This is a genomic window from Serratia sp. CY27727 (assembly GCF_052169275.1).
Lineage (GTDB): Bacteria > Pseudomonadota > Gammaproteobacteria > Enterobacterales > Enterobacteriaceae > Serratia > Serratia sarumanii.
The window spans coordinates 683322-696796 of the sequence record NZ_JBJNLB010000001.1; the positions used below are offsets into that span (position 1 = coordinate 683322).

Below are 13475 nucleotides of genomic sequence, written 5' to 3' on the forward strand. Positions count from 1 at the left end.
TCCTGAATGGCCTTAATCGCCTTATGAAAACTCGAACAAAATAAAACACTACATTTATCTCAGCTAATGCATTCTATTCGAGAGCCCACCATAATAAATTAGTATACAATTTTCTTGCTTTCTTCAAACTGTTCCCATTTGGATGAGATATATTCACCCATTTCCTTCTTGAAACGTTCACTTGAAAATTTCATCGCATGATTTCGACAATCTTCAGCAACAAAGTTATCTTTTATTTTTTCAAAATGCTGGACAGCAGCTATCACAGATTGAGGCGTTTGCTGATCAAATAGAATACCCGTTGGGTGCATAACTCCAAACGGCCTTACCGTTTCGAGAGACCCACCTTTTCCGTAAGCAATCACAGGAGTGCCACAAGCCTGGGCTTCTACTGGAGTAATACCGAAATCTTCTTCCGCTGCAAAAATAAATGCACGAGCCCTTTCCATATATTTTTGCATTACATCATTGGTTTGATAGCCCAGAATTTCAACATTTCCGGCTGCTTTCGACTTTATTTTTTTCATCTCACTACCATCACCAATCACAACCAACTTTTTATCTGGCATGCCACTGAATGCATCAACAATAAGATCGACTCTTTTATAAGGTACGAGGCGTGATGCGGTGACATAATAATCTTCTTTCTCTGAGCAGAAGTTGAAACGCTCGACATCCACAGGCGGATAAATGACATCTGCATCACGTCCGTATACTTTTTTTATTCTGCGAGCAATAAATTGAGAGTTTGCCACAAAATGGTCAACGCCATTAGTCGTTCTGCAGTCCCAAATCCTAATTTTATGTAGCAACCATTTTGCAAGCATTCCCTTCAACCCGCGGTCTAAACCAGACTCTTTTAAATACTGGTGCTGTAAATCCCACGCATAGCGAATTGGTGAATGAACATAACAAATATGCATTTGGTCAGGGCCTGTGAGTACCCCTTTTGATACAGCATGTGAACTAGACAGAATAACATTGTGATTAGAAACATCTAGTTGCTCTATGGCAAGAGGCATTAATGGAAGGTATTTTTGGTATGCTCTCTTCGCCCTTGGCAAAGTTTGTATAAACGTAGTTTTGGCTTTCTTGCCTTTGAAATTAATACGTGACTCATCAGATAAGAAGTCAACAACAGAATATAAATCAGCTTCTGGATAAATTTCAAAAAACTCTTTAATAACCTTCTCTGCACCGGCATACGTAACTAGCCAATCAGCAACAATTCCGACGTTGATTTTCTCTTGAAACATAGAAATCCCTTGAGTCATAACATTTATTCTCAGATGAACTGATGCAACATTAAACGGATCAGTTTCTAATTTAAGCAATCAACAAGAGTATTCAATTGTTGCGCTGAGTTAACCCAAGAAAATCTTTTAACATTTTCGCGACCTTTTTCAATTAACTGAACACGAAGCGTTGGGTTATCTCTTATCATATACATTGCATTAATAATTTCAGATTCATTTTCAGGATTGAAGAAGATTGCACTATCCGACAAAACTTCGGGCATTGAAGCTGCGTTAGATGACAGAATGGGGCAATCGCATGCTTGCGCTTCCAAAGGAGGAATACCGAATCCCTCATATAGAGAGGGGAATATGAATGAATATGCGTTTGAATAAAGTTCAACGAGTTCTTCATCTGAAACCCGACCAAGAAATTCAATTTTATTTTTACAATTCCTGATCAACTCATCCAAATCTATGCCACCAAGATTTTTGCTCTTCTTACCGATTATTTTTAAAGAGTAACCATCAAAGTTTTCTGCCTTTGAAAAAGCTTTTATTAAACCATGAAAATTCTTATGAAAACTAGGAGAAGAAACGGCCAAAAAATATTTATTCGGACCCAGGGAGTTAGAGATTGTTAATTTTTTTTTGAAAATGTCACTCGATGCATTATAGATGACATTTATTCTATTTTTTCCATAGTGGTAAACACTCTCAATTTCATCCTTAGAAAACTCACTAACCGTTATTAATGCACGACTATTCTTTAGCATCAAAGGAATAAAGGTGTTATAAATAGAGCGAAACTTCCATGAATAACTTTGAGGGAATTTTTTATACGTAACATCGTGGTGTGTTACGATCTGGTTTCTATAAAAAACTGGACCAGTATTACCAAGATTGATCAGGAGCCCTCCTCCATTATTCTTAAGGTAATTAGGAAGGGTTATCTGCTCCCAAAAGTGCCCTCCTCTCTCTCCGATTTTTACTACATTAAGCTTAGATGCTATCTCGTCTCTCAAAATATCTGGAGGTGCTAGGAATACAACATCGTTTCTTATTTTCTTAAATTCAAGACTAATTTGCTCTGCAAATCGCTGTACTCCAGTCAGATTTTGCGTTAAAAATCTCGCGTTGACATATATCATAACCAGATAAACACCTTATTTTTGACTATTATCTTTTTGAAAAAGCATGTGATAAATTAGGGTAAGAAAGAAATCTTACCCTAATGTAAAAACTAAACTCTAGCTTTTATACTCATATTGATAATAATCATAATAGTTAGTAGCCCGTCGCTCAACAGCATTCAAAATAATACCTTTAACTTCAATGCCATTTTGCTCAAAACGCCTCATACTTACTTCGATCTCTTTAACGGTATTCATCGCAAATCTGGCAACCATTAAAGATGTTCCAACGTGGTGACCTATGATAGCTGCATCAGTAACAGCTAAAATCGGAGGCGTATCGATAAGCACGAGATCATAATTTTTAGTAGCCCAATCAACAAGGTCTCCAAAGCGCGAGGTCATCAATAGTTCAGCAGGGTTAGGTGGAACCTGGCCACGAGAAATGAAGTCCATTCCTTCTATGTCAGTTTTCTTTATCGAGCTCTCTATTCCTATTTTCCCAGCTAAAATATCTGATAAACCATTTGTCCCTTCGAAGCCCAGCAAACTATGCGAATAACCTTTTCGCATATCGGCATCTATAATAAGAACCCTTTGCCCTGTTTGAGCAATAACAGCAGCTAAGTTAATGCTAACAAAAGTTTTACCAATATTAGGACTAGCACCAGATATCATTAAAGCATTATTTTTTGCCTCAAGCATTGCGAAGTGCAAACTAGTACGAAGACTTCGAATAGCTTCAATCGCTAGGTCTGCAGGGTTTTCTGTAGAAAGAAGATTACCTTTGCCTGGTTGATGACGTTTTTTATAGTGAACAAACGTCTCTCTATCTTTCTTTTGTTGCCATTCAGAAAACGGAATGCTCGCATATACGTTTATTCCTTCCTGTTCAAGCTGCTCTGGGCTTTCGATTCCCTTATGCAACATTGTTTTTAGCAAAACAATACTGACGGATATCAGCAAACCTAAAATTGTTGCAATGATAATAATTAACAACGTACGTGGTTGTACAGGTTTGATCTGAGTGATTGCAGGATCAACCACACGGACATTACCAACTGTACTCGCTTTGGTGATGCTTAATTCTTGCTGTTTATTTAATAACTGCATGTAAATTTCTTTACCTGCATCAACATCACGTGTTAACCGAATTATCTCCTGCTGAGTCTTCGGCATTCCATTAATTTTCTTATTTAAGTTACCTCGCTCTGTCTCCAATGTTTTACGCTTTTCTAACAATGCCCGATAGGCAGGGTGCTCTTTAGTGTAAAGCTTGGATATCTCGGCTTCTTTGAAAGTTAGCTCGTTGAGCTGTGACTCTGTGGATACGATAGTATCCAGCATGGATTTCGCTTCAAGAGAGAGATCGACAGAAGAGTTTTGTTGCCTGAAAAGATTCAGCTTGTTTTCAGCCGTATCTAGTGACTCTCGTACGATTGGTAATTGCTCTTTTAAGAAAGCCAGACTTTTTGCGGCCTCTTCCGACTTTCTTTCGACATTTTGCAATAAATAATTATTACTAATGCTTTGCAGCACTTTTTTGCCTTGAACGGGATCAGTACTCAAATAACTGAGATTAAGAACGCCGGTATCCTTTCCCTTATCCACAACAGTCAAAGCTTTTAAAACTGTATTTATCGCATTAATCTTGTGTACTTTTTCAACAAAAAAAATCGTTTCGGGAACCGCATCTATATCTGTTACAAGTAAACTAGCATAATCCGATGTTGATAGTGTGCCTACTTGCCCTTTAAGAATTTCCGTATCATCAGCTGACAGAATATAATTATTTTTATCGACAACCTTAAGTTCCATCTGCGAACCAATCAGATCTTCACGTACATTAAGGCGTGAGAGTGCAATTTTGGGTTCTTTCTCTGAGATTAGCTGCTCCCAGGCGCGACCAAGAATAGGGAATCTTTTGACAGAAACTATAGTATCGAGACCAAGATCATCGACAGTTTTCCCTACTACCATCCTAGATTGGATCAATTCTATTTCGGTCGATGAAGTACTGGAATCATTATTAGAGATCATTTGTGACAGATCGCTAAGTATCGCATTCCCTGCCTTATTTTCAACCTGAATTAAAGCATCTGATTGATAGACGGGAGTTGCGAATATGACATATACCATGCTCACAACAGAGAATAAAAGGGTTATACCAATGATCAACCAACGATGATCAATTAGTATTCCAAATAATCTGCCGAGATCGATGTCATCCTGACCATTGCCAGTAGTGCCAGCTCTTTTATTTTCAGTCATTGTCATCTCTATTCATCAATTTAGTGCTTTAACCCATTTCTGCGCTGACTCAGCTAACAGCTTATAGACAAACTCAAAGACTTCGTCGCTCTTACGATAGGGGTCGACGACTTCTTTTCTATCGTTCCAATGGCCATAAAGCATCGTTTTTCCACGTGCTTCCGGTGAGAATTGGCACACAGCGTCAATGTGTTTACGTTCCATAACAAGAATAAGTGAGCTTTTCCTGCACATTTCGGTGGTTAGTTGGCGTGCAACATGCCCATTCAGACTTAACCCATGTGCATTAGCAACATTGATGGCTTTAGCATCAGCAGAGTTGCCAACTAAGGCCGAAATGCCTGCAGAGCTAATATCTTTGTGAGGAAGCAACTCCTTTAGTAAACGTTCACCGATAGGTGAACGACATATGTTTCCGACACAAACAATTAAAATTGAATCAAACATGTCTCAATTCCTACGGCCAGTTTCGGATACGCAAGCTAGCTTCGGTTAAATTATTAAAGCTAGAGATTGTAGGAGCAAGCTGTACTATGACACGGTTCCAACGAACGACAGGTGCAGCTGTAACATAAACAACATCATAAGGCTGTAAATGGAATTCAGTACCCATTACCATAGCGGTAGCATCAGCCATATTAAGTTGATATATATCCGCAATCTTTTTTCCCTGCGTTCCACGCAGAGGTCGAATAACAAACACACCTGTTGCATCAGCAGTGTTTTGATCCAAGCCAGCAGAATTGCCTAATGCTTCTGTTAAGGTCATACCACTGCGATCCATTTTTAATGTCGCCGGGGATTTGACTTCACCCATAACAAAAACTTTCAAATCATCGTTACGTGGTACATAAATGATGTCACCAGGATAGAGCAACTGATTTTGCGTTAAATCACCATTTTGCATCAACTTTTGAAGTGATAGTATTTGCTCTTTACCATTGTGTGTCAAAACTACATTTCGCCAGTCGGCATTAGCACTGAGTCCACCTGCCGCATTAATGGCATCCAATACTGTCAATGGAATATTGGTAATTGGCTGTTGACCTGACTTCTCAACCTCACCAGTAATATAAGCTTTCTGAGATCTAAAGGCAGCTATATTCACATCCACTTGGGGGCTTTCAATATATTGGGTCAGACGACTAGAGATTTCACTTCTTACCTGGCTGGCTGTTTTCCCTGAAACTTTAACCTTACCTATGTAAGGGTAGAAGATGGTCCCATCGGATTGTACCCAGTTACCGGTATCACTCGCACTACGATACTGGCCTGCAGGCGTAGTTAGTTCTGGATGATCCCACACTGTGATGTTTAAAACATCACCAACGCCAATTCTGTACTCATAATTCTTCGTTGCTTGCTCTAATAATACGTTAGGCTGTGCAACCACTTTTACCGGTCTAAGTTTGGCAATAAGCGAGGGAGTCAAAGGGTAAATGTTAACTAGTTCATCAATCTGAAAGTCACTATCTTCTTGTTTAACAACATTTTTGCTATCAGTTGTTAGGTGCTGACCGGGTGCAATTGCACACCCCGTTAACATAGCTCCGTATACAATGATTGCTAAAGCTTTAACTTTTGGGTTTATCATTATTGATCACTACCATCTGAATATTTAAGTTAAATTTTTGGCGTTCGCTGGCGAATGTGAGCGATTATTTTACTCCGAAGAGCCATCACAGAATCACCACTGACATCATATAGGCTGTCCGTAGGTAAGTAATCTAACATACCATCCCTAGCAGCAGCAATGATTGGCACATTTCTTTCCAAAGCTTCCAGCATGACAAGCGGTACGCCTTCGAACAGCGATGGTATTACCAGAAAATCAATCTTGTTCTTTTCTGCCACATCCCAAGAGTTGGTTGCCCAGCCATGAAAAACCATCGATATGTTGTCTGGTAATTTTCCCTGCATGTTTTTTAAATTTTTTAGATCTGGACCGTCACCAACTACATGCAATGCAATTTGATATTCGCCAATCCCCGAAAGGGCTTCTACTAATACATCATGCCCTTTTTGATGAAATTGCACACGGCCAATGATGAAAATATTAACGACATCAGTGACACAAAATTCTCGCACAGTGAAAGATGCTGAGGTTTTTTCAACGAAATTATGAACAACAAGGACTTTTGCTTTCCTATTCCTATTTATTATTTCTTTTTCAAAAACTTTCGATATCGTTATATAATTATTACATAGCCTATAAGCTAAGGTTGAAAAACTATCTTTTAGCCATGCAGCTTTTGCCGCCATTCTCTTGAAAGAATGAGCATATGGTATATAACTACTCACAGTTTTATTAAGCAATCTCCCCGCGACAAAGTAACCCAGTCCCTGGAGAATATCACCCTGAACAACAATTATTTTACTTCCCTTTGGGGTTGAGCGTAGCAACCTGATGCAGCGTGATACGTATACAGGATTAAAGAGAGCATGTAGGAACTCGGGTTTGAATAAATTGGCTTTAAATGATTCGTACGCAATTTCATTTTCAAACAGTGTTTTTTTTATTTTTAGATTATCGATAGGAACATACGCCAGAAAATTTCTTTTTTTAAATTCTTTTTGCTGCCTCAGTAACTTGATAAGTTCTATCGCCATAATCTCATGTCCTCCCACTATTTTGGAGGGGAAAATGAAACATACTGGACAATCGTCAAGCGCTGAAGAAAAGAGTTTAATATCACTTTCTATCATATCATTCATACGCAGGGCTACCCGTACCTATACTACGATTTGGTTTTTATTTATAGGCAACATTCATAAAAAAATAATGACTACTTTGTTGTGTTAGCTAAAACTCAAAGCAGTCCTTATTTATATATTACAAAACGTCTATGTCTATAGCGACCAAGAAAAATCATCCAACTAGAATATGGTGAGCATCTGAACTGAAGCTTTATAAATAAATAAAACAAAAGTTTCTATGACCATATCCATATAATAACTAGAATTTATTTTCGAGGTATTCGGTTGAATAGCATGCTACTGTGTAGCATCAAGAAATTAGCTCTGTGCAAAATCTTTGCATTTTGCTATCAATTCATTTGCATATTGAAGGTGAATGTCTTTGTTTTTGATAAGAGTTCTAAGCCCTATTTTTTCACCAGAATACTCAAAGTTTGTAGTCGACTCAGCTTTATCATCAACATCAATTCTATTGAAGAAGTCAAACAGACCATCAAATCGACAATTGTCGACCTTATTCTTAAAACCGCCATTAACGAAGATAACTGGAGTTCCCATTGCCAAGCACGGTAATGCTGTGTGAATTCTCGACGTCACTACCAGTCTTGCATTAGCCAAGCGTCGCAGGAAATCATCGGCTAACTTAAACCCTTCCTTCGCATCAATATACGGTATAATTTGTGTTTCAAACTTGGCTTGCTCTAATAATTCTGCATCGAAGTACTGATTTAGTATTTTTTTACGATGGGTGAATTCAAATGCCCGTCCATTTAGAATTCGTTTACCGAATCGAAGAGGCTGACGAATTAGCTCAGGTAACGTTTTGGAGTCATACATTACGTCGATGAAATATACATCATCAGTAACTTTATTTCTCTTGTATGACTCTCCTAAGGTCAATGTCATGCATCCTGAGTAGTATGCATCAATCCCCTTTTTTTGCAACAAATCACGAGTGTAGAAATCGCGACAACCTATGGGTGAGTATTTTTTGAAATGCTCGATTGCTGCCGGGGTCAACATCTTTTCTGCAACCGTCGAGTTAATGTGTATCGATACATATAGCGGACAGACATTATCTGATGGAGGGAAATTTTCAGGTAAATCCATGTACCAGGCATTCATAATCATTTTGGCTTTATTGCCTGCATATGAATTCATATGGTCACGAGGGATGAATTTATCTACATGAGGGAAAAATTGTTTAGCCGCTGTACTTTGGACATAGTCACCAAGGTTAATCCAATTTCGCTTAACATATACTTCACTTTCATAAGTTAATACACCATACTCATTATTCATATTTCAACCTTAATATATTAAACCCGTTTAAATCGATTTTTTATCATATTGATAATGTTTACCCTCTCTTTTTTGCTCACGATAAACAGAGAAAACATGATCAAGACAGCAAAGAAGTTAACTAACGTTAAACTAACGACCCCAAAGAAACCACCTACCATATAATAACTACAGTAATGACTTAAAAGAATACAAACTAAAGCTACAAATACCAAGCGAGGGAAGTCATAAAATAAAAAACGATTGACGCTAATCCCTATGGTTTTACTTACATAAATGACTCTAAATATCAACAAAGATAAAGTGCAAACTATTCGTGCAGAAACTGCAATGTAGATAGAGTAGCCGGAAAAATAAAGAATTAGGGTGAGTAAGAGAGAGAGTAACATGATTGAAGAAACTATAATTTGATAGTTCCTAAGCCTCCCAACTGCATAAATTGCAGTTACATAAGGCCCCGACATTGAATCTATCAGAACATATATGGAAACTATTTTTATAAGACCGACCAAATACTCAGGAGGAGTATTTAGCCAAATTCCAGCAATAACTTTTGCATCAATAAAAACCGGTATTGCAGAAACCATGACAACAAACGCTGTTAATTTGCAGGATAGCGATAAAAGAGACTCAACTTCATGATGGTTACCAATCGTATACTGCTTTATTATTTGAGGATTAAATGCTGTCTGCAAAGTACCGATAATTCTATTAAAGGCAATCAATATTTGTTCTGCTAGCCAGACGGCACCGTTAGCTACGACTCCTACAAAATAGTAGGTTAGTAACGCAATCCCCTGAGACAACCCTACAACGCTTAGTGACCCCAGCATCGACCAGCTAGAGAAGAAGAAAATTTCCTTCAGCAAACTCGCACTATCCTTCTGGCGTAGATTTATTTTACAAATACTTAACCGAGAAGTACAAAACTTAAGATAAACCGAAAAGACAAGAAAGTAGCCTATTAGCAAGAATATCGCATAGCCGATGATTTTATTTTCAACCGCCGAGATCGAGAAAATAAACACCATAAGCCATCGCTGGAAGGCATCAAATATACCGATTTTGGCGAATAAATCCATTTTTTCACATGCAATCATTGATGCTATAAATGGCGTTTGCATTATTTGAAAAAGCAAAGAAAGAATTGATATTTGATATACCCAAAATATATCATCTAGCCTTGCTTCTGGTACTTTTAACTTATGCAGTAAAAACCAAAGTCCAACTGTCTCTGCAACGACAATTATCAAGGCACATATGATTAAATGAACAATTATACTGACGTTAAATACTTTATTCGTCCAGACGAAATCCATCTTCCCCAAGCCAACAGATAAAAAACGCTGTGTAGCCAAAGCCGAAACATTCTGAATGAACGAGAACAGTACGATTATACTGCCGACCAGGCTATACAAGCCGAAATCGTAAACCCCCAAGGCTTCCAGAACCATTCGTGATGTATATAGCGTCGCAAACATGATTAACAACATGCGGCCATACAGCATGAAAGTGTTTTTCGCCATTAATTTTTTATTTACCACTTAGAGTTCTCTTCTCAGTAGAATAAAACTGACGTCGAGCGCCCATAATTCACCTCCCCTTTCAGCCCCTATCCTTATGATGTAAAGAACACAATGAATTGCGGTTCTAGGTAGATCACATTGAGGCTTCATTTAACCGAATTACATTATCATAAACAATGAACTAACTTTCTCTTGTTAACATCAAGGACTGTGACATAGCAAAAAGAAAGACGAGCAAACTCTCGATTGCTCGACTTGTTTAAATAATTTCTATACTGCTGTAGTTACTTAGCTGACAGCAATCCAAAATCAAATTGTCTAAGCCATTCTCGAAATGCGTGACCCTGTGTAGGGTGGCGTAATCCATAAGTCACGAATGCCCGTAGATAACCTAGCTTTTCACCGCAGTTAAACGACTCACCAACTAATTCAGTGGCCTCGACCGTCTGATGCTTCAGTAACTCGGCTATCGCATCCGTCAACTGAATACGTCCCCAGGCACCCGGCTCGGTTTTTTCCAAAATAGGCCAGATGGCGTCTGACAGTACGTAGCGCCCAACAGCTGAATAGTTGGATTTCAGTTGAACACGGTTGTCAGGCTTTTCGATGATAGCGGTAATAGGTGAGGATTCGCCTGACTGCAACGTATTATTCTGGCACTCCACAACAGAGTAATCGCGCAAAACATGCTCATCCACAGGTTGTATCAACAGCTGGCTCAATCCCGTCGCTTCGAAACGGGAAATCAGGTGTGCCAAGTTATCTTTTTTCAGATCGGCTTTAGCATCGTCAAGCAACACATCCGGCAACAGCACCACGAAAGGAGCATCTCCGATCAATGGTTTGGCGCAAAGCACCGCATGACCCAACCCTTTAGGTTGCCCTTGCCTAATATGCATCAACGTTACGCCTTTCGGCGTTATCGATTGGACTTCATCCAATAACTGGCGCTTAACACGAGCCTCGAGCATCGCTTCCAGTTCAAAGGACGTATCGAAATGGTTTTCTATTGCATTTTTAGATGAATGCGTAACCAAAATGATCTCTTTGATGCCTGCCGCTACGCACTCATTAACAATATATTGAATCAAAGGCTTATCGACGATCGGCAACATCTCTTTAGGAATCGCTTTGGTCGCTGGCAGCATATGCATGCCAAGGCCAGCGACAGGAATGACAGCTTTCAACTTCGTCATGCTCGTCCTCTTCAATCTTGTGAACGTACTCAGCCACATGTTAGTTGTTATTCAAGGCCAGCTTCAACCATCGCGAGAAATCCTCACCTTCTGTGGCATGGCGTAGACCGTATTGCACAAAGGCCTTCATATAACCCAGTTTATCGCCGCAGTCGTGTGATTTACCGCTCATATGAAAGGCTTCCACTATTTGCTCATCCATCAGCATGGCGATAGCATCGGTCAACTGGATTTCATCGCCGGCGCCAGGCGGAGTTTTCTCAAGTAAAGGCCAAATGTCTGCGGAAAGCACATAACGGCCAACAACAGCTAGATTTGAAGGAGCGTCCTCACGAGCCGGTTTCTCTACCACCGCCATCATTGGTGCACTTTCACCCGCAATGAGCGCAGCACCCGCGCAATCTACCACGCCATATTTAGATACGTCTTCTTCCGGTACCGGTTCAACCATGACTTGACTGAATCCCGTCTCATCAAAACGCTGGAGCATTTTGGCCAGATTTTCTTTGCGAAGATCTGTCTTTGCTTCATCCAGTAAGACGTCCGGCAGGAGAACTACGAAGGGGTAATCACCCACCATCGGTTTGGCGCACAATACCGCATGTCCAAGTCCTTTCGCTTGCCCTTGGCGAACCTGCATCACGGTCACATCCGGTGGGCAGATGTTTTGTACTTCAGCCAACAGCTGGCGTTTTACTCGCGCTTCCAATACTGCTTCTAATTCGAAAGAGGTGTCGAAATGGTTCTCAATCGCATTTTTTGAAGAATGTGTGACCAGTACGATATCTTTGATACCGGCGGCAACACATTCGCTGACAATGTATTGGATAAGTGGCTTATCAACCACTGGTAACATTTCTTTAGGGATCGCCTTGGTTGCAGGCAACATACGCGTCCCTAGACCCGCCACGGGGATCACAGCCTTTAGTCTTTTCTGCATGTCCACTTCCACAAGCAATTAACTGATTTGTTTAGCATAAACCACACCAATCGGACAAAGCATGGCAATACGAAAATTCATTCAGGCACGCTACCGCCCTTGGCTTAAAGCTACCAAAATGCTGTTGGTTGCGAATTTACTGGCAATTACCATCACACTTCTACGAACCACGAAGTTTGTATGCCCACATGAATGTTTGCGACTCACAAAACGGCAAAAAGTGTGTGCCTTATAACCAAACAATGCTAGTTGTTGCCATTTATGAGGCTAAGATTCTTATACTATTAACTTACTGATACAAGCCTTAGATACCTGTGGTTAGGTGTTTTCAGAATAAGACTACTAACGATCTGTATACAGACGAAGTGTAGCATAGGGATTTATTTCAACGATCTGATTTATTTAAATTTTTAGTCATGTGTTTTTTATGAACAATTGGCTTCATGTGACCCGCTCTTCGTTGTTCACCCCATCCTGACGTTAGTAATTTCTTCATGAGCGACATGATGCCCCGCATGAAGAAGCGTTTTGCCAGCGAACAGCTCATCAGTATTCTCCGTGAAATCGAAGCGCGTATACCTGCCCGTGAACTTGACCGTAAGCATGCGATCTCTGAAGCTACCTTTTATACTTGGCGTAAGAAGTTTGGCTGCATGGAATTACCTGAATTAAAACGTCTTAAGTCACTTGAAGAAGAGAATGCTCACCTCTAGAGGTTGCTCGCAGAATCCATGCTTGAAAAGGAAACATTACAGGCTATGCAGCGCCGAAAGTACTGGCAACAGACCACAAGCAGGTAGCTGTTGTAATGATGTGTGAAGCGACGGGCCTGTCGCAATATCAGATCTGCTGGCGGGTTTGTACTTGTCGACGAGTCGCGATGAAGCGCAACGTCGACGACTGATGCGAATTTATCTGAACGCATCACCGAACTGGCACCGGAGCGCAGACGCATCGGTTCCCGCCGTAATGGCAGCCACTGCGTCGAGAAGGTCTGCTTGTTATCCACAACTGATATGACTAACTGGCAGTTGTATCTGATCTTAGGGAGCAGGTCACAAGATCTATATACCGTATACCGTTGCTCGGTCATAGTGGCCCCCTCAAGCGCGTTTAGGATTATGGGGGGCTTTTGTCAGCCTAAATGCCCGTTTTCATCCACTTCCTCTGATTAA

10 protein-coding genes and 1 pseudogene are annotated in these 13475 nt (G+C 40.1%); 1 reads left to right on the plus strand and 10 read right to left on the minus strand.

Annotation, left to right across the window (positions count from 1 at the left end):
- Positions 1-98 precede the first annotated feature (98 nt).
- From ACJ8HB_RS03420 to galU, 10 genes are all read right to left on the minus strand, one after another.
- On the minus strand, positions 99-1274 hold the full coding sequence (locus ACJ8HB_RS03420) for a glycosyltransferase family 4 protein (protein ID WP_373275940.1): 1176 nt from the start codon (positions 1272-1274) through the stop codon (positions 99-101).
- A gap of 47 nt (positions 1275-1321) precedes the next feature.
- On the minus strand, positions 1322-2386 hold the full coding sequence (locus ACJ8HB_RS03425) for a glycosyltransferase family 4 protein (RefSeq protein WP_072021576.1): 1065 nt from the start codon (positions 2384-2386) through the stop codon (positions 1322-1324).
- Between the two features lie 99 nt (positions 2387-2485).
- Complete coding sequence (gene wzc, locus ACJ8HB_RS03430; RefSeq protein ID WP_047571665.1) at positions 2486-4639, minus strand: tyrosine-protein kinase Wzc; 2154 nt, start codon at positions 4637-4639, stop codon at positions 2486-2488.
- Positions 4640-4654: 15 nt separating this feature from the next.
- On the minus strand, positions 4655-5086 hold the full coding sequence (locus ACJ8HB_RS03435; RefSeq protein WP_047568487.1) for an arsenate reductase/protein-tyrosine-phosphatase family protein: 432 nt from the start codon (positions 5084-5086) through the stop codon (positions 4655-4657).
- 10 nt (positions 5087-5096) lie between these two features.
- The gene (locus ACJ8HB_RS03440; protein WP_072021577.1) at positions 5097-6233 is read right to left on the minus strand and encodes a polysaccharide export protein; all 1137 of its coding nucleotides are present in this window, start codon (positions 6231-6233) and stop codon (positions 5097-5099) included.
- Between the two features lie 29 nt (positions 6234-6262).
- The gene (locus tag ACJ8HB_RS03445) at positions 6263-7354 is read right to left on the minus strand and encodes a glycosyltransferase family 4 protein (RefSeq protein WP_047568489.1); all 1092 of its coding nucleotides are present in this window, start codon (positions 7352-7354) and stop codon (positions 6263-6265) included.
- A gap of 300 nt (positions 7355-7654) precedes the next feature.
- Complete coding sequence (locus ACJ8HB_RS03450; protein ID WP_047568491.1) at positions 7655-8638, minus strand: polysaccharide pyruvyl transferase family protein; 984 nt, start codon at positions 8636-8638, stop codon at positions 7655-7657.
- 17 nt (positions 8639-8655) lie between these two features.
- A complete protein-coding gene (locus ACJ8HB_RS03455) occupies positions 8656-10182 on the minus strand; it encodes a membrane protein (RefSeq protein ID WP_047568493.1) in 1527 nt (508 codons plus the stop codon).
- A gap of 266 nt (positions 10183-10448) precedes the next feature.
- Positions 10449-11360: a sugar phosphate nucleotidyltransferase gene (locus tag ACJ8HB_RS03460; RefSeq protein WP_047571666.1), complete on the minus strand. Its 912-nt coding sequence runs from the start codon at positions 11358-11360 to the stop codon at positions 10449-10451.
- 40 nt (positions 11361-11400) lie between these two features.
- Complete coding sequence (galU, locus tag ACJ8HB_RS03465; protein WP_047568495.1) at positions 11401-12300, minus strand: UTP--glucose-1-phosphate uridylyltransferase GalU; 900 nt, start codon at positions 12298-12300, stop codon at positions 11401-11403.
- 515 nt (positions 12301-12815) lie between these two features.
- On the opposite strand from galU, the pseudogene ACJ8HB_RS03470 reads away from it, so the two are divergent.
- Positions 12816-13309: pseudogene (locus ACJ8HB_RS03470) on the plus strand (transposase); the annotation flags it as partial.
- Between the last annotated feature and the right edge of the window lie 166 nt (positions 13310-13475).

Bases quoted from the DNA above. Each gene is read 5' to 3' on its own strand.
- ACJ8HB_RS03420 (WP_373275940.1), bottom strand. From the start codon at position 1,274: ATGACTCAAGGGATTTCTATGTTTCAAGAGAAAATCAACGTCGGAATT.
- ACJ8HB_RS03425 (WP_072021576.1), bottom strand. From the start codon at position 2,386: ATGATATATGTCAACGCGAGATTTTTAACGCAAAATCTGACTGGAGTA.
- wzc (WP_047571665.1), bottom strand. From the start codon at position 4,639: ATGACTGAAAATAAAAGAGCTGGCACTACTGGCAATGGTCAGGATGAC.
- ACJ8HB_RS03435 (WP_047568487.1), bottom strand. From the start codon at position 5,086: ATGTTTGATTCAATTTTAATTGTTTGTGTCGGAAACATATGTCGTTCA.
- ACJ8HB_RS03440 (WP_072021577.1), bottom strand. From the start codon at position 6,233: ATGATAAACCCAAAAGTTAAAGCTTTAGCAATCATTGTATACGGAGCT.
- ACJ8HB_RS03445 (WP_047568489.1), bottom strand. From the start codon at position 7,354: ATGAATGATATGATAGAAAGTGATATTAAACTCTTTTCTTCAGCGCTT.
- ACJ8HB_RS03450 (WP_047568491.1), bottom strand. From the start codon at position 8,638: ATGAATAATGAGTATGGTGTATTAACTTATGAAAGTGAAGTATATGTT.
- ACJ8HB_RS03460 (WP_047571666.1), bottom strand. From the start codon at position 11,360: ATGACGAAGTTGAAAGCTGTCATTCCTGTCGCTGGCCTTGGCATGCAT.
- galU (WP_047568495.1), bottom strand. From the start codon at position 12,300: ATGCAGAAAAGACTAAAGGCTGTGATCCCCGTGGCGGGTCTAGGGACG.